Raw genomic sequence first — 26,698 nt, 5'->3', positions numbered from 1 at the left:
TGATTGAACCGACCGAACTCGGGAGAGAGTCGCGAGCTCTGCCTACCGTGCGCTCTCGTCGCTGCCGCGGTCCTCCGCGGCATTCGACGGACATCGCTGACGACGTGGGGAATGCTCGTTTGAATCAGCGTCGACGGAACCCGCCCGGGTGGGGCACGAATCCACCCGTCTCTCCCTTCGCCGCAATCGACGAGCCGGCGCTGCCGGAAGAACTGGTCGAGCGGACTGCCCACGGGCGTCCGCTATCGAGTCCGTCCGGATCCGCTTTCCTGCCCCTCTGTCCTGTGCGGGGATGGATGCTGCGACGACGGCGGGCTCGCCGCCTTCTTGGCGCCCGGACGTGCCGGCGCGGTGGTCGAGCGCTGCCTTGCTGCCTGGGACACAGTGGGGCGACCGTTTCCCGGTTGGGGGGTGATCATAGGGGCGGCAAGCTCGTCGACCCGGGCCAGACGTGCGGCCCACAACTGCGGGTCCTCCCCTATGGGAGCGGCCTCGACTCGCTCCCGTCTACGGAGGAAGTCCGCGGTCACAGACTGCCCCCAGGGCCGGAGACGAATCTCTTCCACTGCATCGGCCGTTGGCCGGTCGGGTGCCCACACGCTGTCGTCGCCGAGCCGCTTGCTGAAGGCGATGCCACCAGCGTCCACGACGTGCAGCGCGTCGGCGGCCCTTTCGGCCTCAATTCGGGTCACGACGGCGGGGACGTTTGAGATGACCCGCTCCAGAAGCTCCGGGGAGACCAGGAAGCTGTAGCCCGGTCCGTCGGTCAGCGCCGCGAGGTGACGATCCATCGCGGCGAGCTGCGACAGCGCCGGGTGCAGAGCGGTGTAGGCCACATCGGTGCGGTAACCGTCGGCACGGAACTCGGCGAGGCGTCCAAGGGTGTACTCCGAGTGTGTGTACGGGCCGACGAACATGATGCTCAGCCGCCGGGTCCGCACCTCACTGAGGATCGCTCCCCGGATGATCTCGTTGTCCTCTCGGATCAGGCGAGCGGCCTCCGGCGCGCCGTGCTGGCGGGCGAGCCGGTCGTAGTGCGGATGGAAGTCGTTGTGGTCGTCTCCGTCGAAGTAGACGACGTCGTCGCCCAAGCCCAATTGCTCGGCCACGACGGGCCTGAGTGTGGTCTTGCGCGATCCCTGGGGCCCCCCGAGCACAACCATGCGCGGCGTAGCCTGCGGTGACAACCTGGCCAGCGGCGGCAATACATCCTCTCGGATGATCTCGCTGATCTGCTCGTCCGTGAGGAGACGGGACGCGGGGGCCGGCTCAGGCATGGCCGCTGCCGGCGCGAACGGACTCGAGGCGGCCCGGCATCCCGCGGAGGATCTCCGCGACGCGTTCCCGGTCGTCGGCCGTCAGCTTGTCCCTCTCCTCGAGCAGCGGAGCCCGTTCAGCTCGCAGCACCTGGGAGACCTCCCTGGTCTGTGCCCGGCCTATGTGTGCGCTGTACGCGGCGATCAGCGCGCTCAGTAACGCCCGGGCGCGCTCGAAGTCGTCCATCTCCTTCGCCGTCCACCGTGGCGACCGCACCTCATGTGACATGGCTTCTCCCTATCTCCTTTGGGTTCCTGCACAACGACGGTCCCTCGTGGGTGGCTGCTGGTCCGTAGACTCCGCCAGGCGGGCACTGGTGCCCGCCCACTTCCGACCGTCGCCAGGAGGACCTCATGCCGCTCCCTCCCACGGGCTGGCACAAGAGCAGCCACAGCACCGACTTCGAGGAAGCATGCGTGGAGGCCAGCGTTGCCGCAGCCGGCGCCGGCATCCTCGTTCGTGACACCAAAGACCATGATCGTCGTCCGTTTCCCGTCTCAGCCCGCGCCTGGAACAGCTTCTTGAGCGCGCTGCAACACGACAGCATCTGACCAGACAGCTCTCGCCGTGGGTGTCGTTCGCTGCGGCCCCCGGCCCGCCGCAGCCCCTCAGTGCCCCTCCATCGTCGAGGCGCTGGGCACCAGGCCGGGCAGCCGGTGATCGATCTGGTGCTCGCTCTTGGTGCACCCGGCGAAAGGGCCGCCGGCGCCGCGCAGCTCGCGCAGACACGGGTCCAGGTGGTCGCGGTGCCAGACGCTGGGCCCGGTGTAGCCGCAGGTGGCGGGGTCGGTGAGTTCCTGCCAGGCCAGCCAGCAGGCGTGGAGGCGGGCGACGGCGACGGGGTGCTCGAACCACAGGTGGCACCAGCGGGCGTCGGCCGACGGCTCGGCGAGGTAGCCGGGTACGAGGACGCCCTCGACCCACTCGATCAGCGCCCGCAGCTCGTCGTCGTACTCCGGCGGGTCCAACAGCAAGATGAACGGCGGGTACTGCCAATCCTCTTCCTCGCTGTCATCGTCGGCTGCGGCCTCCCCGCCGGCCGACTCGTCCTCGTCGGCCGAGGCCTCGCCCCGCCCCTCCTCCCCCGGCCCGGCCAGCCTCTCGACCAGGGACTTCAGGAGCGCGACCTGGGCTTTGAGGTCTTCGATGTCCTCGAACATGCCGACCGGCACGTCCAGCTCCGGGACGTCCTCGGGTTCATCGGCCACTGCGTGCCGCCTTCCGCTCCTCGTATGCGGCCACGGCGCGCTTGGTGATGGCCTGCTCCTCGGCCTTCATCTGGGGGCCGATGTGTGCCATCGCCTGCTCCGCGTACCAGGGGCGCAGGCTGATCTGCGCGACGGGCATGCCGGTGGACATCAGCAGGGCGGTGCCCTTGCGCATGGCGCGGATCTCGGCGGGGTCGAGCACCTGCTCGCGCTGCTCGCTCCAGCTCTTGCTGCCGCCGTCCTTGGACCTGGAGTACGAGCCGCGCTCGACGTAGTGGGCGCCGGTCAGCGTGGAGACGTCCTGGGCGAACTTGGCATCGTCCATGCCGACACCGATGACCTTCTTCGTGGCGGCCGACCACATCGAGTCCATGCCGACCTCGCCCCATGCCCGGACGCCCTGGCGGTAGCTCTGGAGGATCACGAACGGCGTGATGCCGAGCGAGCCCAGGTGGCTGTAAAGGTCGGGCAGGTCGGCGATCTTGCAGATGTTGGCGGCCTCGTCCAGGACGGCGCGCATCGGCTCGGGCAGGCGGCCGCCGTGGCGCTCGCCCGCCTCGGTGCCGGCGGTGAAGACCGCGTCGGCGACCGCAGCAACCAGGGCGCTCGACGGGCCGCCCTTCTTGCTCAGCAGGTACAGCGTGTCCGTGCTGGTGGCGAAGGCCTCCGGGTCGAAGCGCATCCTGTTCTTGTCCGGGGTGACCCACGCGAGGACCTTCTCGTCGCGCAGTGCGGACATGGCCGTACGGGCGTTCTGATAGATCCCGGACTGGGTCTCTTCGGCGATGTTGATGGAGGAGTCGACCTGTTCGGCGAGGACCGCCTCGTGCTGGTAGAGCACGCGCAGCGGGGCCTTCTCCTTCGGGTCGGCCAGCCACTTCATGACCTCACGGACGGTGGCGCCTTCCCACCACGCGGCGCGGAAGAGGCCGGTGAGCAGGTCACCGGCCGCCTGGGACCAGAACGGATCGGCCTGCTCCGAGGTGATCTGGGTGACGAAGTGGCTGGCCAGACGTTCGGCGCCTTCCAGTGTCTCGGCCTGCGCGACCAGGTCGACCCACACGTCCCGCTCGGCCTGGGCGACGCCCTGGGTGTCGAACAGGAACGTCTGCCCGGCCCGGGCGCGGCTCGCGCGCGTGGCGGCGTAGACGTCGGCCTTGTTCGAGGTCATCAGCAGGGCGCCCGGCGCCTCCTCGGCCACGGGGATGGCCAGCGACGTCGACTTGCCGGCGCGGGGGGCCATGATGGCGACGTAGGTGTCCTCGTCGCTGCCGCGGAGTTCGACGCCGGAGGGCAGGTGGTCGCCCAGGAGCACGCCCCGGTCCCGGGGTGGGACCTTCGAGGGCTTCGTCTCCTTCAGGGAGGCGCGCAGCCGGGTGGCGGTGCGGGCCGCGTGCTTCGGTGTCAGCTCCCGCACCTGGTGCAGCGTCGCCAGGCTGCTCGGGTTGCGGAACCAGCGGAAGGCCCAGCGCAGCCCCCAGATGAGGAAGACGACGACGGCCAGGTCCGCGACGGTGGCGCCGACGAGGGACGCGGTCTGCGAGTGCGGCCAGGCTGCGGACCAGTCGGTGGCCATCTGGAAGACGCCCACCAGGGAGGTGGGGAAGGGGGCGGCGTCGTCTCCGGTCATCACCGCGCCGGCGGCTCCTCCCGCCCAGGTCGCCACGGACAGCGTCACGGCGCCGCCCAGAAGGATGCCCCCGGCCGCCCATGCCCGGTCGGACTCCGTCATCATGCGCGTCCACCTCCCGTCGCGGTCATCCGCCGGCGGTTGTTGTCGGTGCGGTAGAGCCGCAGCTCCGTGCCGGTCAGCTCCAGCGCGGCCGCGATCCCCGGCCTGGTGCCGATCTTGATCAGGTACTTGCCGCGGCCCGGGTGCCGGGCGCCTTCTTCCTCCAGGGGCGCGGCGCCGTCGGCTTCGTCGTAGGTGGGGTCGATGTCGAGTCCGGTGCTGGTCGCCGAGGACCAGGAGCCGATCATCATGCGCTCCTGCTCAGTCAGCGACCGCTTGCCGGTGACCCGGCGCAGCTCCTCCTCGGAGGACGCGCCGATCACCCACGTGTCGCACCGGTCCATCAGGCCGCGGGCCTTGGCCCTGTCCTGCTCGGTCGGCAGGGCCTCGACGTCCAGCAGGGAGTGGGTGACGTAGATCGTCACGTCGTTCGTGGTCCGGTTCAATCGGGAGATCGCGTCCATCGCGTCCACGAGCCCGGGGCCGGAGCGCAGGGCCCGCCACATCTCGTCCATCGGCAGGACGAGGGAGCGGTCCATCATGCCGATGCTGCGGGCGCTGTCGATCGCGCTGTAGGTGTACGCCCACGTCGCGATCATGCCCGCGCTGACGACGTCGTTGCCGCGGGCCCGCAGCGCGGAGATGTCCACCGAGACGGCCGGAGCGCCGATGTCCAGCGGCGTTGTGGTGGGCCCGTCGAACAGGCCCTTGAGCGGGCCGCCGATCAAGTTGTCGAGTCCGGCGATGACGCTGCGCGTCAGGTCCTGGTAGCGCTCGCCGTCCGCGGCGAGCTTGGTCCGTAGTTCCTCGGGCGCCGCCCGCAGCACCTGCACGACGTCGGCGACCACCGGGTCGCTGCCCGACTCCTGCGCGGCGGAGGCGACCTGCACGGCCGTGTCCAGCGCGGAGCGCTCGACCTCGTCGGGAGCCCGGCCCAGTCCGTGCTTGGTCGACAGCAGGGCGACCAGCGTCTCCAGGCGGCGCCCGTTGAGGACGTCCAGCAGGGCCTCGCGCCGCTCCGTGGTCAGGGATTGCACGCGCCCCTTCAGCGGGCCGGAGTCCAGGGGGTTGAGGCGGCCGATGCCGTCGCCGATCCGCACGACCGATCCGCCCAGTTCGCGGATCATGTCGGAGTACTCGCCCTTGACGTCCCCGGGCACGCACGTCAGGAAGCCGTACGCCGAATACACCATGCACATGCGCTTGACCAGCGCGCTCTTGCCCGCGCCCGGCTGACTCATCACCCACACGCCGGGGTTGGTCGTCAACCGGCCCGTCCACCCGCTCGGATCGATGCACACCAGCTCGCCCGTGAGCAGGTCGCGGCCGACGGGCACCCCGCGCGGCGGCAGACCCGAGCCGAGGAGAAAGGGGTAGATGCCGCCGGCCTGGGAGGTGGGGCCGGTGTAGACGGTGCCGGTGTCCTCGACCGGTGCGCGGCCGCCGAACCGTCCGCCCCAGCCCAGCCTGGGGGCGAAGCGCCCCCGCAGCTTCTTCTCGGCCTGCCGCTCCTCGCGCGTCGGGCCCTGCTCGACCGTCTTGACCACGCGCTTGGGCGTGGTCACCGGCACCGGTTTCGCCTTACGTGCCATGTCAGTCCTTCACCAGGGGCGAGTAGCCGATCGGCAGTCCGGCAGCGAAGACGGCGGCCTGGGCGCCAAAGGCGCTGCGCATGCGGATGCCGCGGGTGGCCTTGACCGCCCGGGCCATCTCCTGGCGGGCGGCGGGCAGGTCGGCGGTACTGCGGGCGGTGACGGTCACCATCAGCGTCCAGTCGACCACCTGGGCTCCTCCGGCCACCTGGGCGGCGGCCTTCTCCGCCCGCTGGGCGTCCGCCCGCTGCGACCACTTGGCGCGGCCCTTGACCTCGGCGGTGGCCTGCGCCCGCTGGTGGGCGTTGGAGATCTCGCGTTCCAGCACCGCCTCGCCCTCCATCGGGTCGAGCACGCGGTAGGCGATGGTGATGCGCCGCTGGTAGCGGCCCGGGGCCAGCAGCGGCAGCAGCACGGAGTAGGGGATCGGACGGCGCGGCATCTCGCGCAGCACCCAGCTGACGGACACTCCGCCGTCGTGCGCGTAGGTCTCCCAGTCGTCGTCGGCGGCCTGCGGCCCGCACTCCGACCACGACAGCTCCTCGAAGTCCGCGTCGCGGGCGTTGAAGACGTCGGGATCGTAGGCGCTGCGGACGATACGGCGCAGGTCGACGTCGGTCGCCCTGCGCTCAATGTCCGTGCCCGTACCGGACAGGTCCAGGCCGTCCACCACCCGCAGCGCCTCGGCGACCTGCTCGGCCAGGTCCACCGGCGGGTTCGCGGACGCGCTCGGGTCGACCGTGACGCTCATCCACGGGGCCACGCTCGCGGTGGCGTGCGGGGTCGTGCGCACCAGCTCGTCGATGACCTGCGTCGCCAGCTTCGGCGCTCCCGGGGCCTTGCGGGCCTTCACGTCGTCCCCGAGTGCTTCACCGGCGCCGGGGGTGATCTGGATGGTGACGCTGGCGCCCTTGACCTGCTCGTCCGTGCTCATCGCGTCCAGCACCGACGCCCAGGTGCGCAGACTGCTCTGCACCGCGCCGGTGGGCGCCATCAGGCTGCCGCCCGGCGCGAGGAGGGTGCTGACGGTCATGTAGCCGGTGGCCCGGTCGTGGACGACGCCGACCGGGCGGCCGGTGGTTGGGTCGTGCGCCTTGATCAGGGTGCTGCTCGCGCCGACGCCCGGCAGGTCCAGGGCATAGGGGTGGGGCAGCAGCAGACGCCGGTAGGAGGTGGCGTCGAAGCGGGCCGCGCGCTTCCACGCGAAGCGGGCCCAGTAGTAGGACAGGGCGGACATGCCGTGCCTGCGGGCGGCGGCCAGCGCGAAGAACGCGCCGGTCACCGGCAGGGTGACCAGCAGGGAGAGCGGCATCTGCGTGGCGATCAGGCCGTCCGCCGTCAGGACCGCGGCCGCCAGCATCGTGGCGGTGCGGGACAGCCCGCCGAACCCGAAGGATCGGCGGGCGCGGAAGCCCTCCACCATCAAGGTGGTGGGCACCTCGTGGGCTGTCACTGCTGGTCCCCTCCGCCCATCTGTCCACTGGCACTCTGGAGAGCGTCGTTGACGCCGTCCAGGACCTGGATTCCGGCTGCGGCGACGCCCGCGCCGGCGGCGGCGGAACCGCCTGCGGCCGCCGTGCCGCTGCCGCTTGCGCTCGACGTTCCTGCCGTCTTCCCTCCGGTGGAGGCCGCGTCCGCGCCGGGAGCGCCCTCGGGTCCGGGCTGGCCCGGCACACGGGACCCGGCTGCGTTGCGGGAGGCCTGCGCCTGGGCGTCGCTGCCCTGGCCGCCGTCCTTCCCGGAGTCGCCCCCGCCGCCCTGGCCGCGATTCTGGGGTCCCATGTTCTGCTCGACCATCTGCATGTGCCGTATGGCGTCCGACTGCCGGTCGCCGCCTCCTCCGCTACTGCCGTCGTCGCCCTTCGCGCCGCTCTTCCCTCCGATGTAGCTGGCGGCCGCCGACAAGGCACCGCTGGCGCCGCCTGCGCTGAGCCCGCCACCGGCCGCCGCACCGAAGGGAGCGAAGATCTTGGTGAGAGGGCCGGGCGCCAACACCGCGAGGACCAGCGTCGCGCAGCCGCGCAGCCACTCGGAGAGCGTCTTGGCCTCCCCGAACTCCGCGAACCCCGTGCAGATGATGACCGCGACGATGGGCTTGTACGCCACGATGACCATGCCGGAAGTGATCAGCGCCGGGGCCCACTTGCGGGTGGCGTCACCGCCGGTGCGTCCGGCACCGGCCACGGGGATCAGCAGGCAGATGATGGGGATCGCACTCTGCCGCAGGAAGATCATGACCATTTGGATGAAGCCGACCAGCAGCAGCACCGCGATGATGCACAGGAGCGTCACGGGGTTGGACACGCCGGTCGGCAGCATCACCGCCACGATCCGTTCGTAGGCCTCGGAGTCGTTCTTGAACGTCGCGTTCACCAGGCCCGCGCTCAGCGCGTCCCCGAGGACGAGCAGCGTCGCGAAGAGGGACACGCCGAGGAAGGACAGGACGAAGTTCTCGACCCATCCGGCCATGGCCCTGCCTGCGTATTTGCCCTGCCCGGTCAAGGCCATCCGGGCAAGGTTCCAAATCACCCCGGCCACGGCGATCACCAGCCCCAGCCAGGTCAGCATGCCTGCGAGTGTCGGTTCTTTCGTGTCTTTCCCGGTCCACAGTCCAGTGCCGGCCAAGTCCAGTGATGGTCCGAGCAAGGCGAAGGTCAGCGTCTTCTTGATGACCCACTTCGTCACGTCGACACCGGACTTGATGACGTCGCCGAGGAGGGACTCCATGATGTTGTTCCACTCCTCCTTGATCTTCTCCTGGCCGACCTTGCCAACCGCGTCGCATCCGTCCCAGCCAGTCAGGCTTCCCGGACGCCCGGGAGTCGTCGAGCGGCCACCGGGCAAGAGCGTGCCGAAGAGAGGCCCCGTGACCCCTCGGCAAGCGATTTCGATTCCGCCGCCGATCGGCCCGTCCGCCCGGGCAGGCTGCGGTGCTGACACCGATAGTCCGAGCACTGCCACGAGCGCCAGCACCAGGACGACCAGACGACGCCCGGTCACGACGCCTCCCGGATAGCCGTCCATCCAGCTTCGTTGAAGGCCTCGTCCCCAGGCGCCACGATCTCTGGCTTGTCCGGCTGGGCGTCCAGAGCTCGCTGGGTGGCCGTGCCGGATACCTTCCAGTCGCCGCCCTCCCACACCACCGCGATCAGAGTGCGGGTGTAGCTGACCGTCTCCTGCGCCGTCTCTCCCCCCTTCTGCGCCACCCGGGAGAGCACCCACACACTGACCTCGTCATCCGACTCACCGATGACCTTGAAGCCGATCCCAGTGCTACGCATGTACGCCCCAGGCGGCAGCGGCCCGCCGACGGGGACGCCCAGCTCTCGGTGCAGGTCCTTGTCCGTTTCGATCGCGGCCAGCTCGATCTCCTCGGCGTGCTCGTCGCTCTGGTCCGCCCTGGAAACGTACGAGTGGTAGAGCCGCAGTTGCTCGTCGGCAGTGTCGTGGTCCTCCTGCATGCTGACCGTGTTGACGGCTGCCGCTGTGGCCACGGCGCCCTCGGTGGTGTGCGGGAAGCCGACCTGGCTGCCGAGCATATTGGTGCGCTTCCCCCGCGGAAGCGCAGCCCACTGCTCCGGTTCCGTCCAGTCGTTGGGCGGCGCGTACGTCGCCGACGGGCCGGAGGAGGCGGACGCGCTCGGGGTCGACCCGTCCTTGCCCGGCGTGTCCGTGCCCTCGTCGCCGCCGGCGAAGACGGCGTAGCCCGTCAGGGCGAGGACGGCCGCGAGCGCGGCGCCCGCGAACCAGCTGCCCTTGGTGTTCCACGTTCCCCTTGTGCGTCCCACGGCCGCCTCAGCCTGCGATGCCGTTGAGGATGGCGATCAGCGAGCTGGACAGGATGACGGCCGCGATGCCGCCCCCCATCCACTTGAAGGGCTCGCTGCCGCCGCCGTTGCGGGACTTGTCCGCCACGGCCATCTTGTAGACGCCGAAGCCCACACCGCCAACCCCGGCCAGGATGAGCAGCCACAGGCCGTACCCGAAAAGCTCGGCCACCGGTCCGTCCATGTTCGGGATCGGGGTGGGCTTCGCCCCCGGGATGAGGGCCGCAAGGTTCGCCATGGTCATTTCCCTTCGATCGTGCGCCGCAGCGTCGCGGCCGCGGACTGGACGTCCTTGTACTCCAGGGCCTCCTCGGGCCCCTTCACAGCGCGCAGGACAGGCAGGTACGGAAGCCGTGCGACTCCGGCCAGGCGCCCTTCGAGAGCCCGGACGGTGAACCGGGCGTCCTGCACGGGCCGGGCAGGGGCGTCGGCCACCCACACCAGCCAGGGCTTCGGCAGCGGACCCCAGCGCAGCAGGGTCTCCTCCAGGCGCTGCGCGCCGTAGACGGTGGTGTCGGTCACCAGCACCGGGACGGTCCCGTAGGGCAGGACCTCCCCCGGAGCCAGGACCCGTGCAGCGGTGCCGCCGGCGTCGTCATCGAGCATCGCGGCAACCGTCGCCACCGCAATGCCGTTCCCGTCCACGGGCATCAGCGCATACCTGAGTGCATCCCTCGTGCGGGCGCCCGGGGTTGAAAGAACCGGTTGGGTGGTCACGACCCAACTCCCCCTGTGTCTTTGAGTTTGAAGTCACGATATTGGGTTCTTGGGAACCGTGAGGCTACCGTGACCCGCTGTCAGACGCGGGGGCACTTTCTCGCGTAGCCGGAGGTCAGGTCACAGGTGTGGCTCTACAGCAGCGCGGTAGGGTGCGGGCTTTGCCCAGAATGGAGCAGATTCACGAAAAGGGCGGCCGCCCTGTTTCCCGCGTGCTTCCCCGCCATTCCCCGTGCCGCAATGCCCGCCCCCATCAGCCACACCCCCGAGTCGCCAAAGGCCTCCCCGGACGCCCCTATCCAGGACGTTCCGTTGCGCGAAGACCCCCGCGCGAGGCTGTGACCGACCCTACGCGGTCAGTGATCGCGGGTCCCTCCCGGCCCCCGCACCTATGGAGGCGCACATGCCAAGCAAGTCGTGATCTAGTACGGCGGAACGTCACACGACCGGCAACAGCGAAGAGAGAGTCAGCACGGGGGGAAGAGCACGTGAAGCTGCTCGTTGCGGCTGCCGCCGCAGTGACAGGCCTGGTTCTGGTGGTGGCCCTCGGGATCGTGGCCCTGGTCATCGCCGACGAGGATGCCGAAGCCACCGAGGCGACCGACGGGGGCGGGGGCCTGCAAGGTGTACCTGCGGAGTTCCGTACCTGGATTCTGAAGGCGGACAAGGCCTGCGCGGAACCGGCCATGGTCCCGTCCCTGCTGGCCGCGCAGCTCTACCAGGAGTCGAAGTTCAAGACCAGCCGCGCGGAGGCCACCAGCCACGCCGGTGCGCAGGGCCCGGCGCAGTTCATGCCCGGCACCTGGGCGACCTGGGGCCGCGACGACGACAACAGCGGGGAGGCGTCGCCCTGGGACATCGGTGACGCCGTGATGGCACAGGGCCGCATGATGTGCTCCCTGCTGAAGCAGGCTGAGAAGTCCGGCTACCCCGGTGACGTGCGAGCCCTCGCACTGGCCGGCTACAACGCGGGCTGGGGCCGCGTGGAGCAGTACCGCGGCGTCCCGCCGAAGTCCTTCGCGGGCGGCGAGACCTACAACTACGTCCAGATCATCCTGTCGACCATGAAGCGGTTCGAGGGCCCCGGCCTGCTGGAGATCTCCGGCTCCGGCACGGGCGCTGACGCCCTGCGCAAGGCCGCCACCCGGATGGGCACCCCGTACGCCTACGGAGGCGGCGGCCCCGCCGGTCCCTCGGTGGGCTTCTGCGACGGCAGCAACGGCTACCGCAACGGGCGGTGCGCCGCCTCCAGCACGGTGGGCTTCGACTGCTCCAGCCTCATGCAGTACGCCTACTGGCCCAACACGAAGCTGCCGCGCACGGCTGCCGCGCAGTACGGCGCGACCAGCCACCGCCCCATCGCGCGCGGCGATCTGAAGCCCGGCGACCTCCTGTTCTGGGCGCACGGCGGAAGCGGATTCATCTACCACGTCGCGATGTACGCGGGCGACGGCAACGTCCTGCACGCCCCCCGCACTGGACGCAGTGTGGAACTGGCTCCCCTGACCTCGGCGATGCCGCAGAACGACTACGTCGGCGCCACCCGCCCCTGACCGCAGACGACGTGTGCCGCAGACCAGCCTTAGGTCTGCGGCACAGGCCCATCACGCTGGCGGACTACCGGGACCGTGCACTCTTCGGCGCAGGTCCGGCCTGCCGGTGCGGGGCCGTTCCAGGGTCCGCGGGTGCTGCGGCCTTCGCCGCCTTAGTAGGGCCCAGGCTCGTCGACGTCGCCCTCGCCGCAAGAGTGTTCACCTTCGGCCGCGACGTCGCCGCATCCCCGAGCCGACGGTCCAGGGTGGCGCCGGCGGCCTGCACCAGCCGCGTCGCGAGCTGGGCAGGAGGTCCTTCCTGCCAGGACGTGTCGCTGGCCAGCCGGGCCAGGTGCTCCCGCACCGGCATACCGTCCTTCTCCATCTGCGCCATGCGGGCGGCCAGGAGGGGCCAGTGACGGGACGCGACCATCAGGTCCGCCTCCCGCTCGTGCCCGGGCATCGCCTCCCGCACCCACCGGGTGTACCGCTCGTTCTCCGGCGTGGAGACGGCCAGCTGGTGCTTGAGTGCTCGCTCGCGGTCGGACAGGTCGAGGTCCCGGGGCAGATCCAGCCCGGTCGTCAGCGGCCCGTAGGACAGCTGGGCGTCCCGGCTCATCACCGGTTCAGCGGGCGCCCCGAGCCCTTTCGCCACCGCCTGGTCGACGGCCAGCACCTCGTTGTGCGCGGCCGCCAGGACCTCGCGCACGTTGACTCCCCGCTCCTCCAGCCGGGCCATCGTCGCCGCCATCTCCGGCCACGCCGGAGAGGTGAGGATCGCCTCGCGCACCGGTCCCGCCGGCAGCGTCTCCCGGACGGCCCGCACCCACTGATCGGTGGCCACTCCCTCAGCCTTCGCCGCGACCTGGTCGCGCACGTTCACCGCGATCTCGCCGATGTGCGGCAGGACCTGCTCCAGGTCGACGCCCGCATGGCGCAGCGCCATCAGCTGCTGCGCGAGCTGCGGCCAGTCCGCCTCTCCCATCAGCGCGAGGGAGACGTCGGACGGAAGCAGCCGCTTGACGTCCTTACCCATCTCGTTCACCGCCTCCTCGGCGGCGGGCAGGTCGTCCTCCTTGCCCTTCTGCCTGCGCTGCTGGTGGCGTCGCGCCGCGTCCGCGATGGCCATGACCAAGCGCGCCGCCATGACCGCGGTCTGCACCGCCTCGGCGGCGGACTCGATGAACGCCTCCCCAGCACGTTCCTCTGGTGTCGGTGTCGTCATCTCGCGCTCTCCCCTCGTCAGCGGCCCCGCTTCGGGCCCTTGCGCTGCTGCTCCTCGCCCGGCGGCCGCCGCGTCGATGAGGACGCGTCCTGCCTGCGGGCCGGGACAGGCCGTCCGGCTCCTCCGGTGGGCGAGGCGGTCCTACCGCTGCCGGAGGCGGCCGCCGCACTGCGCTGCCGTTGCCATCCGTCCAGGCGCCATACAAGCACCTCGGCAACCGAGTCCGCTGAGTTCAACTCCCGCCGGGCAGCGACCGTTTCCAGGACATCACCGGGATCGTCACCGGCCTTCTCGACCTCTGCGAGCCGCGCTCTCATCGCAGGCCACGCGGGGTCGGCCAGAATCTCGCGCGCGTGCTCGGGAACGGCCTCCTGGACGATGCCAGCCATCGGCCGGATGCCCGGCGCTGGGGCCGCTCGACGCCCGGTCCCGGCCCCGGCCGCGGCGTGCTTGGGGCGGGGCTTGTACTCGCGTGCCGCGTTGACTCCGACGGTCACCTCGACCGCCTCGTGCAACAGCCGACCGGCCCGTCCAGCGGCGTCCGCCTGAACCCGGTGCTCCTGCGCCTGGTGCCAGCGCCGGGAAGCCTCTACGGCCGTCACCAGGGCCAGCAAGAAGCCCAGCGCGGCGGCCGTGTCGTTGCGCCCGGCCGATGACACCGAGCGTGAGAGGACTTGCGTCGACTCCCGGTACAGCTCGCGCGCCTGGCCCTCCAGCTCGCGTGCGGCCGGCGCCCGGGAAGCCCGCTCGAACTCGTACGCGGCCTTACGCATCTGGCTGCGCACCAGGTACGGCGAGACGACTGCGGCGACCACGATCAGGTCACCAAGCGCGGCCACGTCCCCGGCTCCCTGATGCAGTCCTCCGACACCAAGCTGGTCGGCTGCGGCGCGGACCTTCTCTGCTGCCGCGCGCCACACGTCCGCCGGCGGCGCCGCGGTATTCACGGGAGGTCCGTTCCAGCGTTCGCGTACGCGCGGCAGGGACAGGTCGGGGGCCAGTCTGGTACCCGGGAACCACACCGGCTTCTGTACGCCGTCGCGGTCCCCGGGCAACGCCACGGAGTAGCCGGTCACGTTGCCGTCCGGGGCGATCCTGCGCTTCACCCGCAGTCCGGCCGCGGCGAGCCGTTCGAAAAAGTCGGCGTCGCTCACGGCGGCCGCCGCAGCCTCGCGCACGGTGCGCTGGAGTGTCTCGCGCACCGGCTCGGACAGGCCCCGGCGTGTCGCCTTCTCCGTCTCCCCGGTCTTCGACCACCTGCGTGCGGTGCCGTCGGCGTGGGTGAGACGGCGCAGGCCAAACTCGACCTCGAACCCGCGCGCGGCTTCCTGCATCCGCAGCTTGCTCCAGCTTGTGTCCGGCTGACGCCCGTCCTCGCGGGCTCGGGTGGCCACGATGTGAATGTGGTCCTCGGCATGGCGCACGGCCACCCACTGCTCCCCGCACCCGCGGGGATGGTCCCAGATGGTGATGCTGAGCCCTGGCCGCCGGATCCTGCTCCCCGCACCCGCGGGGATGATCCCACCAGCGGCACGAACCCGCGGAGCGCGAAGCACTGCTCCCCGCGCCCCTGAAGGCTCCCCCGGCCAGAAGGAGCTGAAGCGAGCCTCGAACAGCTGGTGAACCAACCCGTCGAGCCGCACAGCGCGAGCTCGGTATGCGCACAGGGCGCCAAACGCCGGCCCGCTCGGGTCCGCGCGAGGCCTCAGCAGCGGCCAGGTCCGCTTTTGCGCGGGATACGGCTTGCTGCGAGCACCTGAACGCAGCGCGCCTACGCGGCCTGGTCCCAGCTGTCCGGGAGGGTGTCCTCGTCGGTCGGGTGCTGTGTGGCCTTCTCGCGAATGCGCAGGATGGCCCAGGCGGCGAGGGACAGGCCGGCGAGGTACCAGGGCAGGGGCCACAGGGTGCCCCACCACGGCCCCTGCGGTGTCAGGAGCAGGTCGGTGGCTGCGGTGGCCATGCCGGCGGCGAGGCTCCAGCACAGCAGGCGTCCGGCCCGCTGCACGGCACGGGTGGTCCGGTGTGCGGTGGGGGCACGGCGGCGGGTGGGGTTGGAGCAGGGCATGCGTCTGCCCAGTGCGTTCATCGAGAACGTCCTTCACAGCAGGGGTGGTTGCCGCGGGCTGGGGGACCACGCATACGACGGGAGAAGTGTGCATTCCGTGAAGTCGTACACGCAGGAACGTCTCACGCCCCCCGCCCGGTCTGAGACAACTTGCCCAGACAGCGCTTTCCGTCCATGACCGGCAACGATGATCGATGGGCGCCGCCTGGCAACGCCAGGAAGCAGGTCTGAACCTGACCGAAAAGAAACGGTCGCTGACCTCCTCTTTCACAGAGAAGGACCAGCTCACGGGTTTTCGGACAAGGTAATCGCAGCGAGCGGTATCAGAACCATCAATTCCACCCAGATCGGATGACGATTCGGGCGTAAATGTCATGACGACGCCGGACGAAGCGGTGGGGCTGATTCCGGCCCGCATGCACAGGACGTTTGGGGGGACGCCGCGCCGTTTTGTGTGCTTCCTGTGACAACTTGTGCGTCGCCGGTGACCGTCGTGGTCGCTGGTTCTGACTGAACGTCTGACTTCCTGTGGGGGGAAGCTGATGCACTCGCGTGCCGATCGCACGCCGTTTCGGTGTGCCCGGAGAACACACAGAACCGCTCTCGCGACGACACCGGCAAGCGCACCCACACCTACGCTTACGGACCCACCGGCCTGTACAAGATGGGCCACCGCTACTACGACCCCACCCTCGGCCGCTTCACCCAACCCGACCCCTCCGGCCAGGAAACCAACCCCTACCTGTACGCCGCCGGCGACCCTGTAAATCTGGTGGACCCGACGGGACTTTTCCCCACACCTGACATCCCTGACTGGCTCAAGAACGGCACGAAGAAAGTTGGGAGCGTCTTCGGAAAGTATTCGAAGCCCGCAGGTGTCATCGGGTTGGCATGCTACGTGAACAACTCGGTTCGAGATGACGACCCCGGTAGCCTCACGTGGCAAAATCTCAAGCGTGAAGCGGGACAGGCTCTTTCCTGCCAAAGCAATTGGGCTGCCTGGAAATTCTGACTCTCACCTCTGGCAGAACAATTCGAAGGATCGATTGCAGCCAGGGCTGGGACTGCTCCCACCCTGGCTGCGCTTCGCCGTATGCAGCCCCAGAAAGAATCCAATACGAGGACTCGCCCAGAGGAGGATAAGTGAAGAGTTTGAGCCGTGAACTTCCCGCCATCATCGGCGTTTCTGCCGCTTGGGGGGTCATCATCTTCCTTGGTGCGTTGATGTTCACAGACGCAAGTGCGGGGCAGTCCGCCTCGAACGGACTCGGTGCGGCTCTCATGTGGCTTGTCATCATCTTCTGCTGGCGCGCCATAAAGGCGGTTGCTCGAGTCAGGCGAGAAAAGGTGGGGCGCAGAAAACCAGATGGCGACTGAGGGGGCTGAGTATGTCGAGTTTCGCAAAATGGAAGGTCTGATCTATGGGTAACTTGGGTGGCGCAGAATTTGTGATCATATCCGGATTCCTGCTCATCCTCGCCGTTTCAGTCGCGGCGATCGTCTACACAGTTCGACGTCGAAACAGGGGATGAAACGTGCAGCGCAGCCAGAGGCGGGGAAGCATGTTCTCTGCCTGGAGTGGCTTCAGCAGGTGCTGTTGAGGCGCTCACGCAGGTGTGTGGGCGCAGGGGTCGTGCCCTGCGACGTCGGAGTTGCGGCCCCTGGTCATGGCAGCCGGTTGCTTCTGCCGCCGGTGCTGGGCATACGTGCCGTCTGCTCCCGGCGCGGCCCTCGCATGCACCTCGTTCCTTTTGATCGGGGTGGGATCCCGTGGCGAGGAGGCAGAAGCCGTGCCCGAGGCGTTCAGGGTGACGTGTGACCGGTGCGCTGGACAGGCAGTCGTGCACCATGGACAGGAGCTCCTGGTCCGTGAGACCGAACTCGCGTGCTTGGGTGATGAGGCCGTGCACGGCCTCGGTGAGCCGGGCCTGGTCCGCGATGCCGGGCGCCGCGGTGATCACCGCGCCCCGGCCACGGCGCAGCTCGATCAGGCCCTCGTCACGCAGTCGCTGGTAGCCGCGCAGAACCGTGTGCACGTTGACGCCCAGCGACTCGGCGACCTCGCGGGCGGGCGGCAGTCGCTCACCCGGGGCTGCCGTGCCGCCTGCGATCGCTCCCCGTACGCAGGCGGCGATCTGTTCGCCCAGCGGCACTGGAGAGCTCGGAAGCACCCGAAACAGCATTCCTACTCACGCTCCCGCCACATGGCGATACACCAGGCCGTTGAGCAGCGCAGCTGCGGTCGTCGAGTCGTCGACGGTGACCACGTATTCGCGTCCCCCTGCCGTGCGGACCGATAGCGCTTCCCCTGAACGCAGCACCACGCCCCGCCGGTTCGGGCGTATCCGATAGCCCCAGCCGCCGAAGTCTCCCATGGCGTTGATCTGGATGCTGCTGGCCCTGACGATGCTGCTGAGCGGCAGGGCCAGCCGAGGCCTGGGCAGGACCGTCGAGGCAACGGTAAGTCCGCGCCGGTCGACGGTAACCCGGACACCGGCGAACGGTGTGCTGGTAAGACCGAGGACGAGCGGCAGCAGTCCCGCCTGCCAGGGACCGAACGCCACGGCGAACAGCCCGCAGAGTGTGACGACGCCGGCCGGGAACAGCAGTGGACGGGAGATTGTGGTGCGGCTCCAGGCCGCAGCCTCCCCCTCGGTCAGCAGTAGGGCAGGGGACAGTCGCGTGGGCGCGGTGCGCGGCCCGCCGCTCGTCAACAACCAGGCCAGCGCGCCGGTGGCCAGGCCCGCGAGCAGTAGAACGGCGATATGCCACATCGGCAGTTGCACTGCAGTCGGATCCTGGACATCCGTGTTGACAAGGACGGTGAGGACTAAGGGATATCCGAGCGTGACTGCTGTGCCGGCGCCGACCGCGGCGGTCAACCTCATCCCAGGGCTCTCCTTGGAGAGCAGGGTCAGCACCGTGAACAGCAGCCCAAGACCAACGAGCAGGCCACTGCCGAACCACAGCGCGGCGGTCCGGCTCGTGAAGCCGTCAGCCCCACCATCCCCCGAGAAGTGGGTGGCGATCCGCCCGGGCAGCCGGTCGTAGCTCGCCAGAAAGACACCGACGTAGGCGGCGGTGGCAACGCCGAACGGAATGGCCGTCAGGACGCACTTGCGAATGACTGTCATGACTCTCCCTCGTGTCATTGTTCTTATTTAAATAGAACAATGACAACCTACTTCAGGACCGCCCTTCGAGACCCTCGCTCCTGAAGCTGCGTCAAGTGACAGGCAGCTGGCCAGGGCTTGTGCGCACCCCAGAGACAGTGCGGAGCTGACACCGCCAGCTCATCAGAGGGCCCAATGCACCCACTCAACACCCAGAGGTTTCAGAAACAGGCACTGACCGGCAAGAACGGGACCACCACGGGCTGGTCCTACGACAAGCTCGGCAACGAAACCGCCGCAGCCGACACCAGCCCCCGCACCGGCGAGACCTGGACCGACCACAGCCTTCTGGCCGGCATCACCACCGGCGGTAAGACCTACGACCTGGTCACGCCGGCACCAGCAACGCGGAGCGCACCAAGCTCAGGGACACGTGGTTCCACCACACCGCCCTCGGCCTCGCCTCCACGACCACCAACGGCGTCGACACCGGATTCACCCGCGAGCCTTCGGGCACGCTGAATCTCATGACGACTGGGGGAAAGTCCTACTACTACCTCACCGACGCCACCGGCAACGTCCTCGCCGACGGCGCGGGCAAGCGCACCCACACCTACGCTTACGGCCCCACCGGCCTGCCCCGCGGCACCACGGCCGAGGCCGTCCCTCAGCCTTGCCGCTACGCCGCCGGTGACCCCATCAACAACAGTGATCCACAAGGGTTGCTGTCTCTCGGCGGAGTACTTGAGGGGGTCGGCATCGGCTTGCCCCTCGGTGCACTCGTGGCTTCGAGGCCTTTGGGGATCGGCCTTGGCGTCGCAGCGGCTGGTGCAGACATTGCAGGTGCTGCCGTCAGTGGCGCCTCCGGATCCGAGATCGCGGGAGTGGCTGTGGTTAGCGCCTTCACTCTGGGTGTCGGGGGTGGCGCGTCAGCGTTGGCGAAGGGAAGCGCAGCTGCCGACAGGGCTGCCACTGGTGTGGACGCCGGGTATGAGGGTCTCGGCTACGGGGTCAACAAGTTGATCACTAGCTAGGGAGTATTCAGCATGATCTTCGCAGCGGGTGGCGCAAGCAGTGGTAGCACGGTTGTCGGTGTCATCCTGGGCATTGTCTTCCTCGTCGGGATCGTGCTGATTGTCGTGACCAAGAATCGCAGGCGGTGAATCAAAAACGATCGCTGCTGGGTGTCTCAGTTCGGCCTGTCACCCAGCACGAAACGTATCGTCGCTGATCGTTGATGTCGCCGGGCAAGGGCCTCGGAATCGTTCCGAAGCCCTTGCTTTTTTCGCGTCGTCCTTGGGTAGAGCCGCCAGAACGCTGTCGGTACCGGATCTCTTCGCGAACCGGCGGGCACGCTGAACTCCATGACGACTGGGGGAAGGTCCTCCTACTACCACCTCACCGACGCCACCGGCAACGTCCTCGGCCTCGCCGACAGCACCGGCAAACACACACACCTACGCCTACGGCCCCACCGGTCTCCCGCGCACCACATCCGCGGAGTCCGTCCCTCAGCCCTACCGCTACGCGGGCGCCTACGCCGACCCGGCCGGCCTGTACAAGATGGGCCACCGCTACTACGACCCGTCTCTCGGCCATTTCACGCAGCCCGACCCCTCGGGGCAGGAGGAGAACGCCTACCTTTACGCGGTCGGAGACCCGGTCAACCGAACCGACCCAACCGGCTTGAGAAGCTCGCCCGCACTGAACCACCGGCGCGAGAGGGGGCCCGTTCGCTCGGCATTCGAACCGGTAGGTACTTGCGCGGCCCTTGCCCTACTTGAGCATTGGCTACAGCTTCAAGGCTCGCCCCTCGGCCAGGGGACGCTTTCCGGCGTGGTGGTGGCCCGGGGTTCTACGCGGTGGGTCGGGAGCCGTCTGGCTGGGAGCGCCCTGCGGGCTCCCCCGAGCGCGACGCGCAGGTCCGCTGCGCTCCCCCTCGCTGCGGTCCTGCGCTGCGCGCCGGGCGGACCGCCGGGGCCGGCGCTCTGCGGGCGCACCCACCCCCCGCGGCCCCACCGGCCTGCCCCGCGGCCTGGCACGGTGTGTCATGACCGACGGTGGCGAGCTGGCCGTCCAGGTCGGCCAGGTGCCGCCCTGTGCCCGTTGCGGAGGTACGGCACTGCTCCGTGTCCGGTTCGCCCATGCGTGGCCGAACATCGCCGGGCACCTCGTCGAAGGCTTCCAGGAGGCTGACCTGTGCCCGGCCTGCGACAGCGGTGAGACCCCGGCGGACGCTCTGCCGGCACTCTTCACCGTCGCCGGGGAGGTCCCCCTCATCCGCATAGCGGAGATCGCCGATTTCCGCTGCCACGTGGTGACCTGGATCGAGTCGGTACGACAGCGGAGAGTTGACCCGGTCCGTCTGCGAGATGAGGAACAGGCTCACTGGCGCCAGGGCAAGCTGCCATGACACCGAGCCCGCGCGGCTGACCGGCACTTGCGTTCCGTTGCCCGGCTGCGGCCAAGCCACATGCATGCGGCGGCGAGCGCTCGACCACGCGACAGACCGTGGTCCGCCGAAGCGCGGGTCTTGCCCGGCCGGGCGGTAGCGGAAGACCGTATGACGTGGCGGTTGGACAACCGCTTGCTGTACGTCGCGACACGACACCGGGGGTGCGGGAGCATGCAGGACGCGATCTATGGATTGCTCGGTGCGCTGGGCGGTGCTGCCCTCGCCGGGGCAGCCACATACTGGGGTCCGCTACAGGCGCAGAAGGCAGCTCGCCGCGAAGCCGAACAGCAGCGTGAGCGGGCAGAGACGGAAGCCACTGCGGCGAGGGAACATGAGCGTCGGGGCGCTCTGGTGGCGCGCACCGCTCTCATCCGACGAGTGGTGGGCAACTGGTACCACCTGCTGGAAGTGACGCTGGACGAGGTCCGACAGGCGCATGCTGCATACCTGGTCCTCGCTGAAGAAGCCCATAGGGCCGGAGGCACGGCAGTGACCGAGGAGCAGTCGGGTCACGCCGTCAACCGGAACTACTTCGAGAGTGCACGCCAAGCCAGAGACGCTGTATCAGAGGCGGTCTACGAGAGTGCCCGTGACGGTGTCGTCATCGTCGCAACCCGTAGAAGCGTCGATGCATACGATCGGTTGCGGGACGGAACTCGTACCTCGCGCATCACGGTACGGCAGTCAGACGGACCGCTGAGAACAGCGCGCGTCAGTGATCCCACGATCAATGTTCCCGAAGCCGAGCGGCAACTGATCCTGGACGCGCTCGACCATGCCACCGCGCGCATGGGTGCCCTGGTCCGGCTGCCTTTGGGCCACGCTGATTTCCGGGACGGCTTGCCGAGGCGCATCGCGCCCTCGAGGGAGCCGGCCGGGCGAGAGCAGCCCTTTCTGCCCAGCTCATGCAGCGGCTCATGGACATCGTGGACATGGAGGTCATCGACACGCGTGACACTGCGAGCCCGACCGACCCGTGACCGCCGCTGGTCCTGCACGCTCGGCACACGTCTTCCTCTGAGGTGACACAGACGCGGCCCCACTCGTTGTCGCGGGGAAGACGACGAGCGGGGCCGAGAAGCGGTCGTTCTGCTACCGGGCTTCCAGCTCGGCCATGAGCGCCTTGTAGGCATCCGGATGCTGCGCCCGCAAGATGTCCATCCACACTCGGGCGCTTTGGGCGAATGTCGCGGCATTCATCTTCTGGTGGAGATGGTGAACGCAGTAGAAGGCGTCGTCGTAGGGAAGTCGTTTCGGCTGCTTGGGCTGGGCTGCGCCGCTTCTGCGTACACCGTCGAGGATCAGCAGCGGACCGTGGGCGAACCGCGGGTCCGCCTCGATGGCGCCGCCCGCCCTTCGGGCCGGTGTCCTCTTGCGGGCGGCCGGACGCGCAGTTGCGGGCGGCGCCGCCTGGCGTACGGGAGAGGCCGCCTCCCCCGCAGCGTCAGGCCGTCCGAAGGCAGCGGGCGGAGCGGAAAGCGGCTGCGCGGAGATGGCCACCTCCACCGGCTCCCCCGGCGGCATCTGCGCCGGGGGCTCTGCCGGGACAGCCGCCGCCTCGGCGGGCGTCGCGGGCGCCGTCGTCGGCGGGACGGCGGCAGGGCTCGGGTATGTCTCCGCCCACCCCGCCGACAGCCGCTGCTACGCCTCCAGGCGCGGCGGCCTCGGCTCAGTCCCGCCGTTCGCCCAGTTCTTCACCGTCTGCGCCGTCGACCACAACGCAGCCGCCGGCCGAACCTGCGTGCGCTGTGGCCACCGGATCAGCCGAAGTCGACGTCGCTGCAGAGGAAGTACGTCTGGTCCATGTGCGACGCCTGCCAGACCGTGTAGAGGACGTGCCGGCCGCTCAGGCCCGACGTGCTCACCGGGATCTCGTAGTTCTGACCGGGCGCGTACCTGCCGGTGGTGGTGAGCAGTTGGAGGTCGTCCCAGCCCAGGGGCTGCGTGCCGGGGTTGTAGCCCTGCCGGCTGACGTAGACCTTGATGTAGTCGGCGCCGTGCCTCGCCTGGTCGTGCAGCTTGACCGTGAAGTTGTCGTTGACCGCCGTCGTCTTCCAGGCGCCCGCGGTGTCCAGGGCGTTGTAGCGCCCGCCCTCGGTCCGGCCGCCGCTGCACAGCTGACCGTCGGGGACGACGGCCTCGAAGTTGCCGGCGGAGCCGTTGCGGTACAGCCCGTTCCAGTTCCACATGGCGTTGGGGTCGGCCTGCCAGGCCTGCCAGCACATGGGGTCCTGCTGGGCCATGGCCGGGTTCTGGAAGTCGGCGCCCCAGCGCTGCCAGCAGCCGTAGTTGCGGGAGGCGGGATCGACGACCGAGCCGTGGGCGGCGGCGGTACCGCTCCAGGGGACGAGGGTGAGCAGGGTGGCGGTCAGGGTGCCGAGGGCGAGGGTGGACGCCCGCCTGACGCGCTTGATGCGATCATGACAATTCATGAATCCTTCTTTCGCGTGAGGGGACGGCGTGGGGGGACGCGGAGGGAGTGGTGGGAGCGCTCCCAGGTGCTTCTGGAGACCAGGCTGCGCCCGGGCAAACGGAATGGCAACAGTGTGAATGCGCCACTTCCGGAGCCGCGTTGGCGTGTTCGGTACGGACGGCCGGAGGGCTCACGGCCCGACGGGCGGGCGGGATCTGCCCCGCCCGCCCGTCGTCACCAGGATGCGTCGCCCTACCGGGCATGCCTCCTGGCGCGGACCAGCAGCAGACAGCCGCCGGCGAAGAGGACGCCTCCGACGGCCGCCGGCCACAGACCGAGGCCGGAGCCCGTCTCGGCGAGATCGCCCTGGGCCGCCTGCGGTGCGGTCGCCGAACCGGCCGCCTCCTCACCGCCGCCCCCGGCCTGCGTCGCCCGCGGCGCGGTCACGCCGCCGGTCTCCTCCGGGGCGCCGGCGGCGGGTGTCGTGGCAGCCCTGGGCTCGGCGGCGGGGGAGGCTTCGCTGCCACGGGGCTGGTCCTGGCCCTGGCCTTGGCCCTCGTCCTGGTCCTGGTCCTGGCCTTGGTCCTGGTTCTCGTTCTGGTTGCCGTTCTCGTTCTGGTTCTGGTTGCCGTTCTGGTTCTGGCCTTGGGTCGGTTCCTGAGCGGGGGGCCCGGGCTTGTCGCCTTCGTTCTGACCGTCGTCCTGTCCCGGGTCGGTGCCCTCGTCGGTCCCCTCGTCCTTACCGTCGCCCTGTCCCTCGTTCTGGCCGTCGTCCGGCCCGCCCTGGCCGCCGTCCGCGGGAACCGAGGCGGTGGCGGTCGGCTCGGCCGGGGGCTGTGAGGCCTCGGGGGTGCCGGTGGGCTGCTCCTGGGGGTCCTCCCCCTCGCCGGGCTCCGCACCCGGGGGCGTGTCCGCACCGCACGTACGACCGCTGTTGATGCAGTCGACCATCTCCCGCATCAGGTCCTCGTCGAAGACGTTCACGAAGTCGCTGTGGTCGGTCACCGGCTTGTGCAGCTGCTCCGGGAAGGAGTCCACGGCGAAGAGCGGGACGGTCTTCCCCCCGTCCCGGAGGCTGGGCGCGTCGACGTCGTAGACCACGCGCTGCACCAGCCGCGGGATGGGCCGGAAGCCCTCCGGGCAGGCGCCGTCGGCGGCGGCGAAGGCCACGTGGGTGCGGTGGTTGGCGCTGTCGATGTTGCGGCCGTCCCAGCAGCTCTGGAAGGTGAAGGTGCGCACCACGTCGCTGCCGGTCGGGCAGAGCGGGTACTTGTCCTTGAGCTGGCGGTCCTCGAATCCTGTGCAGCTCCAGGAGGCGTTGGCGTTGGTGTTGCCGTTGACGAACGCCTTCGCGTCGCCGGTGATGATGCGCAGCAGTCGCGGCATCTCCGTGACCCGGCCCCGCTCGTTGCCCTGGAAGGTCAGGGTGACCTCGGCGGGCGTCACGATCTCGCCGGCGTTGCCCTCGATGCCGCCGCCGGGCGACTCGGCGTCCTTCTCGACGGTGCCGTTCTGCAACCGCAGCACGGGCCAGTAGTAGGAGGACCTGTCGCCCTGGTCCGCGCAGCTCGTGTCGGCCGCGGCCAGGTCCTCGTCGCTGGCGAAGGCGTCGTTGCCCTGGTTGCCGACGTAGTCGTGGAAGTGGTGCGCACCGTTGCTGACGCCGGGGGCGGCGATGATGTTGTCCGAGTTGAACAGGCCTTCGGCGTTGACACCGCAGCTGGTGGCGAAGGAGCCGCGCGAGGCGTTCTTCTGCCGTGCCGCCTCGGCGCCGCCCGGCTGGACCGACTTGATGTCGACGTAGTCCGCGGCCACCGGCCCGTTGCCCGCCTGCCCACCGTTGCCGGGCTGCTGCTGACCGTCCCCGGTCGCCCCGTCCCCGCCGGCGGCGTCGCCGTCCCCGGCGTCCGTGGCGTCCCCGGCGTCTCCACCCGTTCCGGGACTCTCGCTCCCGCCGTCCCCGGCGGCCGGTGCCGCGATCTCGGTGCGACGCAGCGTGCACGAGGCCAGGGCTTCCAGGCCCTCGGGGCGGGCACCGGCCTTGTCGACGGCGGCGACGATGCGTTCGATCGTCGCGGCCCGCTCCTGCTTCAACGGGTCCAGGAGGGCGCCCTCGTCGACCTTGCCGTCGTCGGCGGTGCGGGCGGCTTCCTGCAACCGCAGGTAGGCCGCGGCGATCTGCTCGTCCAGCCGGGCCAGTTCCTTGTCGACGTCGGGCCTCGCTTGCTCCTCGACCGCGGTGAGCCGTTCGCTCAGGTCGGGGCAGTCGACCGTGGCCGCCACGCCGGAACTTCCCAGGGGTACCGCGGGGTTGCCGGCTTCGGTCGCGGAGGCGAACACGTTCACGGCCACCAGGCCGCCGCCCCCCAGTATCAGCGCGAATGCTCCGAAGGTCGCGCGGCGCGCCCCGGTCGGGCGTCTGCGCCTGTTGTGTCCCAAGACGTGCTCCAGTGTCGTGACGGACTCGGACATGCAATGCCCCCGGCTCCATACGGAGCCGGGGGCCGGAGCGTTCAGACGTGCCGGGATTTCTCGGAGAACGCCGTGTCCGTCTCGTTGCCGGAGGCGCCGGCCGGAATCCGGCACCACCTCACGGGCCCGCGAAGCACCCGAGGACGGTCGCCCGGTCGAAGCGCCGCGCCTCCACGTCCTTCCTCGCGACCGTCCAGAAGACGTCACCGCCGATGCGCAGGCCACCGAAGTCCAGGACGCCGCCGTACCACTGGGCGAGAAGCACCCAGTCGTCGGGACCGGGCCGGGTCCAGGGGTCGGCCCGCCCGCTCTCGGGCTTCCCCGCCCTTGCTGCCGCCATGGCGGCGGACGCGGTGACGGGGTCGTCCTCGCCGTAGGAGTCCCTGGAGTGTCCGTCGAGCTGCAGGTGCGTCTCGTGGCGAGGGTGCCCGTCCTCGTACAGCACCTCCGACCAGGCCTGGCGCAGTTCCTTGGCGTGCGGGTGCGCGACGGGGTCGATGAGCACCTCGTTGTCCGGCAGGGAGAGGTCGTACCGCAGCCGCAGCTCCGCGCGGTCGTAGCCGTCGTCCCCGGGGCGTTCCACGAGGGGCGTGCCGGCGGGGACGTGCAGCACCCGGCCGGAGGCGTCGAGGTCGTCGGGATGGAGCCGGGCGAAGAAGAGGAGTCGGCCGTCGGGGGCAGTGCCGGAGTCGTCGCGTCGTCGGGCAGCGCGGCGAGGTCCGGCATCGCTGTCAGGTGCAGCCCCGCCGGGGGTCGGGGAGCGTCGGCGGGGAGCAGGTCGGGCCCGCCGAAGTGGCCCACGACCGGCCCGTCCACGGTGGACGCCAGGGTGGCGCACGGGCGGGCGGCCTCGAGCCACCTCTCCACCTCGGTGGACGGGACGCCGGCCGCGAGAGCCTTGGCACGGAACCGGCTCGTCTTGTCGAGCAGCTCGGGTTTCTACGTGAACTTAGGGGCGGGTACCGACACACCGACCCGGGGGCCGCGGCCGCGACGGCCCCGGCCGCCCCGCGGTGGGCGGCAGCCGGAG

The 26,698-nt window shown here is 69.8% G+C and carries 24 protein-coding genes and 3 pseudogenes; 8 read left to right on the top strand and 19 right to left on the bottom strand.

Annotated elements, in window-relative coordinates; translation table 11 throughout:
* Positions 1 to 242: 242 nt before the first annotated feature.
* The gene (locus tag AC07FV_RS08110) at positions 243 to 1,277 is read right to left on the bottom strand and encodes a zeta toxin family protein (RefSeq protein WP_479085518.1); all 1,035 of its coding nucleotides are present in this window, start codon (positions 1,275 to 1,277) and stop codon (positions 243 to 245) included.
* Positions 1,270 to 1,545, bottom strand: a complete 276-nt coding sequence (locus AC07FV_RS08105) for a hypothetical protein (RefSeq protein WP_432887859.1) — start codon at positions 1,543 to 1,545, stop codon at positions 1,270 to 1,272. Before AC07FV_RS08105 ends, AC07FV_RS08110 begins: the two co-directional genes overlap by 8 nt.
* A 125-nt stretch (positions 1,546 to 1,670) precedes the next feature.
* Here AC07FV_RS08105 and AC07FV_RS08100 point away from each other — a divergent pair, with 125 nt between their 5' ends.
* Entirely contained in the window at positions 1,671 to 1,868 is a 198-nt protein-coding gene (locus AC07FV_RS08100; RefSeq protein WP_432887862.1) for a DUF397 domain-containing protein, read from the top strand.
* 57 nt (positions 1,869 to 1,925) lie between these two features.
* Here the strand turns inward: AC07FV_RS08100 and AC07FV_RS08095 are convergent, their stop codons facing one another.
* From AC07FV_RS08095 to AC07FV_RS08060, 8 genes are read right to left on the bottom strand one after another with little or no spacing between them, the layout of a single operon-like run.
* Complete coding sequence (locus AC07FV_RS08095; protein WP_479085517.1) at positions 1,926 to 2,525, bottom strand: DUF4913 domain-containing protein; 600 nt, start codon at positions 2,523 to 2,525, stop codon at positions 1,926 to 1,928.
* Positions 2,515 to 4,260: a type IV secretory system conjugative DNA transfer family protein gene (locus AC07FV_RS08090; RefSeq protein ID WP_479085515.1), complete on the bottom strand. Its 1,746-nt coding sequence runs from the start codon at positions 4,258 to 4,260 to the stop codon at positions 2,515 to 2,517. Before AC07FV_RS08090 ends, AC07FV_RS08095 begins: the two co-directional genes overlap by 11 nt.
* On the bottom strand, positions 4,257 to 5,849 hold the full coding sequence (locus tag AC07FV_RS08085; protein ID WP_479085514.1) for an ATP-binding protein: 1,593 nt from the start codon (positions 5,847 to 5,849) through the stop codon (positions 4,257 to 4,259). The genes AC07FV_RS08090 and AC07FV_RS08085 overlap by 4 nt, the downstream gene beginning before the upstream one ends.
* Before the next feature lies 1 nt (position 5,850).
* The gene (locus tag AC07FV_RS08080; protein ID WP_479085512.1) at positions 5,851 to 7,302 is read right to left on the bottom strand and encodes an SCO6880 family protein; all 1,452 of its coding nucleotides are present in this window, start codon (positions 7,300 to 7,302) and stop codon (positions 5,851 to 5,853) included.
* Positions 7,299 to 8,873 carry a hypothetical protein gene (locus AC07FV_RS08075; RefSeq protein WP_479085511.1) on the bottom strand — a complete coding sequence of 525 codons (1,575 nt, stop codon included), beginning with the start codon at positions 8,871 to 8,873 and terminating at the stop codon, positions 7,299 to 7,301. Before AC07FV_RS08075 ends, AC07FV_RS08080 begins: the two co-directional genes overlap by 4 nt.
* Entirely contained in the window at positions 8,846 to 9,637 is a 792-nt protein-coding gene (locus AC07FV_RS08070) for a hypothetical protein (RefSeq protein WP_479085510.1), read from the bottom strand. The genes AC07FV_RS08075 and AC07FV_RS08070 overlap by 28 nt, the downstream gene beginning before the upstream one ends.
* Before the next feature lie 7 nt (positions 9,638 to 9,644).
* The gene (locus AC07FV_RS08065) at positions 9,645 to 9,914 is read right to left on the bottom strand and encodes a hypothetical protein (RefSeq protein ID WP_479085509.1); all 270 of its coding nucleotides are present in this window, start codon (positions 9,912 to 9,914) and stop codon (positions 9,645 to 9,647) included.
* A 2-nt stretch (positions 9,915 to 9,916) separates the two neighbouring features.
* A complete protein-coding gene (locus tag AC07FV_RS08060) occupies positions 9,917 to 10,282 on the bottom strand; it encodes a hypothetical protein (RefSeq protein ID WP_479085507.1) in 366 nt (121 codons plus the stop codon).
* A gap of 599 nt (positions 10,283 to 10,881) precedes the next feature.
* Here AC07FV_RS08060 and AC07FV_RS08055 point away from each other — a divergent pair.
* Entirely contained in the window at positions 10,882 to 11,946 is a 1,065-nt protein-coding gene (locus AC07FV_RS08055) for a C40 family peptidase (RefSeq protein ID WP_479085505.1), read from the top strand.
* A 64-nt stretch (positions 11,947 to 12,010) separates the two neighbouring features.
* Here AC07FV_RS08055 and AC07FV_RS08050 read toward each other — a convergent pair whose 3' ends face one another.
* From AC07FV_RS08050 to AC07FV_RS08040, 3 genes are all read right to left on the bottom strand, one after another.
* Positions 12,011 to 13,150, bottom strand: a complete 1,140-nt coding sequence (locus AC07FV_RS08050; protein ID WP_479085504.1) for a hypothetical protein — start codon at positions 13,148 to 13,150, stop codon at positions 12,011 to 12,013.
* Between the two features lie 17 nt (positions 13,151 to 13,167).
* Positions 13,168 to 14,580, bottom strand: a complete 1,413-nt coding sequence (locus AC07FV_RS08045; protein WP_479085503.1) for a mobilization protein — start codon at positions 14,578 to 14,580, stop codon at positions 13,168 to 13,170.
* A gap of 341 nt (positions 14,581 to 14,921) precedes the next feature.
* Positions 14,922 to 15,236 carry a hypothetical protein gene (locus tag AC07FV_RS08040; protein ID WP_479085502.1) on the bottom strand — a complete coding sequence of 105 codons (315 nt, stop codon included), beginning with the start codon at positions 15,234 to 15,236 and terminating at the stop codon, positions 14,922 to 14,924.
* Positions 15,237 to 15,822: 586 nt separating this feature from the next.
* Between AC07FV_RS08040 and AC07FV_RS08035 the strand changes: the two are divergent.
* Together AC07FV_RS08035 and AC07FV_RS08030 are read left to right on the top strand one after the other, a co-directional pair.
* Positions 15,823 to 16,227, top strand: a pseudogene (locus AC07FV_RS08035) (RHS repeat-associated core domain-containing protein); the annotation flags it as partial.
* 131 nt (positions 16,228 to 16,358) lie between these two features.
* Positions 16,359 to 16,592 carry a hypothetical protein gene (locus tag AC07FV_RS08030; protein ID WP_479085501.1) on the top strand — a complete coding sequence of 78 codons (234 nt, stop codon included), beginning with the start codon at positions 16,359 to 16,361 and terminating at the stop codon, positions 16,590 to 16,592.
* A gap of 449 nt (positions 16,593 to 17,041) precedes the next feature.
* On the opposite strand, the pseudogene AC07FV_RS08025 reads toward AC07FV_RS08030, so the two are convergent.
* Together AC07FV_RS08025 and AC07FV_RS08020 are read right to left on the bottom strand one after the other, a co-directional pair.
* Positions 17,042 to 17,398 (bottom strand): annotated as a pseudogene (locus AC07FV_RS08025) (GntR family transcriptional regulator); the annotation flags it as partial.
* A gap of 6 nt (positions 17,399 to 17,404) precedes the next feature.
* Positions 17,405 to 18,349: a DUF1648 domain-containing protein gene (locus tag AC07FV_RS08020; RefSeq protein WP_479085499.1), complete on the bottom strand. Its 945-nt coding sequence runs from the start codon at positions 18,347 to 18,349 to the stop codon at positions 17,405 to 17,407.
* A gap of 506 nt (positions 18,350 to 18,855) precedes the next feature.
* Between AC07FV_RS08020 and AC07FV_RS08015 the strand changes: the two genes are divergently transcribed.
* The 4 genes and pseudogenes from AC07FV_RS08015 to AC07FV_RS08000 all read left to right on the top strand — a co-directional run bounded on the left by AC07FV_RS08015 (position 18,856) and on the right by AC07FV_RS08000 (position 21,809).
* Positions 18,856 to 19,362 (top strand): hypothetical protein, encoded by a 507-nt coding sequence (locus tag AC07FV_RS08015; RefSeq protein WP_479085497.1) that lies wholly within the window; start codon positions 18,856 to 18,858, stop codon positions 19,360 to 19,362.
* Between the two features lie 285 nt (positions 19,363 to 19,647).
* Positions 19,648 to 20,023, top strand: a pseudogene (locus AC07FV_RS08010) (RHS repeat-associated core domain-containing protein); the annotation flags it as partial.
* A 355-nt stretch (positions 20,024 to 20,378) separates the two neighbouring features.
* A complete protein-coding gene (locus tag AC07FV_RS08005) occupies positions 20,379 to 20,741 on the top strand; it encodes a DUF6300 family protein (protein ID WP_479085496.1) in 363 nt (120 codons plus the stop codon).
* 213 nt (positions 20,742 to 20,954) lie between these two features.
* A complete protein-coding gene (locus AC07FV_RS08000; RefSeq protein WP_479085495.1) occupies positions 20,955 to 21,809 on the top strand; it encodes a hypothetical protein in 855 nt (284 codons plus the stop codon).
* A 66-nt stretch (positions 21,810 to 21,875) separates the two neighbouring features.
* Here the strand turns inward: AC07FV_RS08000 and AC07FV_RS07995 are convergent, their stop codons facing one another.
* The 4 genes from AC07FV_RS07995 to AC07FV_RS07980 form a co-directional block, all read right to left on the bottom strand.
* Entirely contained in the window at positions 21,876 to 22,283 is a 408-nt protein-coding gene (locus AC07FV_RS07995) for a hypothetical protein (protein ID WP_479085494.1), read from the bottom strand.
* A 260-nt stretch (positions 22,284 to 22,543) separates the two neighbouring features.
* Positions 22,544 to 23,215 carry a lytic polysaccharide monooxygenase auxiliary activity family 9 protein gene (locus tag AC07FV_RS07990; protein WP_479085492.1) on the bottom strand — a complete coding sequence of 224 codons (672 nt, stop codon included), beginning with the start codon at positions 23,213 to 23,215 and terminating at the stop codon, positions 22,544 to 22,546.
* A gap of 233 nt (positions 23,216 to 23,448) precedes the next feature.
* Positions 23,449 to 25,668: a DUF1996 domain-containing protein gene (locus AC07FV_RS07985; RefSeq protein ID WP_479085490.1), complete on the bottom strand. Its 2,220-nt coding sequence runs from the start codon at positions 25,666 to 25,668 to the stop codon at positions 23,449 to 23,451.
* Between the two features lie 118 nt (positions 25,669 to 25,786).
* Positions 25,787 to 26,281, bottom strand: a complete 495-nt coding sequence (locus AC07FV_RS07980) for a hypothetical protein (RefSeq protein WP_479085489.1) — start codon at positions 26,279 to 26,281, stop codon at positions 25,787 to 25,789.
* Positions 26,282 to 26,698: the final 417 nt, after the last annotated feature.

The sequence above is a fragment of the Streptomyces sp. NPDC045956 genome, assembly GCF_056430705.1.
This window is presented reverse-complemented; position numbering and strand designations above follow the sequence as displayed.

What these genes read in the sequence shown, in the direction of transcription:
- AC07FV_RS08060 (WP_479085507.1), bottom strand. Translation starts at nt 10,282, where the DNA reads ATGCTCGATGACGACGCCGGCGGCACCGCTGCACGGGTCCTGGCTCCG.
- AC07FV_RS08020 (WP_479085499.1), bottom strand. Translation starts at nt 18,349, where the DNA reads ATGACAGTCATTCGCAAGTGCGTCCTGACGGCCATTCCGTTCGGCGTT.
- AC07FV_RS08075 (WP_479085511.1), bottom strand. Translation starts at nt 8,873, where the DNA reads ATGGACGGCTATCCGGGAGGCGTCGTGACCGGGCGTCGTCTGGTCGTC.
- AC07FV_RS08105 (WP_432887859.1), bottom strand. Translation starts at nt 1,545, where the DNA reads ATGTCACATGAGGTGCGGTCGCCACGGTGGACGGCGAAGGAGATGGAC.
- AC07FV_RS08005 (WP_479085496.1), top strand. Translation starts at nt 20,379, where the DNA reads ATGACCGACGGTGGCGAGCTGGCCGTCCAGGTCGGCCAGGTGCCGCCC.
- AC07FV_RS08040 (WP_479085502.1), bottom strand. Translation starts at nt 15,236, where the DNA reads ATGAACGCACTGGGCAGACGCATGCCCTGCTCCAACCCCACCCGCCGC.
- AC07FV_RS08015 (WP_479085497.1), top strand. Translation starts at nt 18,856, where the DNA reads ATGACGACTGGGGGAAAGTCCTACTACTACCTCACCGACGCCACCGGC.
- AC07FV_RS07990 (WP_479085492.1), bottom strand. Translation starts at nt 23,215, where the DNA reads ATGAATTGTCATGATCGCATCAAGCGCGTCAGGCGGGCGTCCACCCTC.
- AC07FV_RS08050 (WP_479085504.1), bottom strand. Translation starts at nt 13,150, where the DNA reads ATGACGACACCGACACCAGAGGAACGTGCTGGGGAGGCGTTCATCGAG.
- AC07FV_RS08000 (WP_479085495.1), top strand. Translation starts at nt 20,955, where the DNA reads ATGCAGGACGCGATCTATGGATTGCTCGGTGCGCTGGGCGGTGCTGCC.
- AC07FV_RS08065 (WP_479085509.1), bottom strand. Translation starts at nt 9,914, where the DNA reads ATGGCGAACCTTGCGGCCCTCATCCCGGGGGCGAAGCCCACCCCGATC.
- AC07FV_RS08090 (WP_479085515.1), bottom strand. Translation starts at nt 4,260, where the DNA reads ATGATGACGGAGTCCGACCGGGCATGGGCGGCCGGGGGCATCCTTCTG.
- AC07FV_RS08085 (WP_479085514.1), bottom strand. Translation starts at nt 5,849, where the DNA reads ATGGCACGTAAGGCGAAACCGGTGCCGGTGACCACGCCCAAGCGCGTG.
- AC07FV_RS08100 (WP_432887862.1), top strand. Translation starts at nt 1,671, where the DNA reads ATGCCGCTCCCTCCCACGGGCTGGCACAAGAGCAGCCACAGCACCGAC.
- AC07FV_RS07985 (WP_479085490.1), bottom strand. Translation starts at nt 25,668, where the DNA reads ATGTCCGAGTCCGTCACGACACTGGAGCACGTCTTGGGACACAACAGG.
- AC07FV_RS08110 (WP_479085518.1), bottom strand. Translation starts at nt 1,277, where the DNA reads ATGCCTGAGCCGGCCCCCGCGTCCCGTCTCCTCACGGACGAGCAGATC.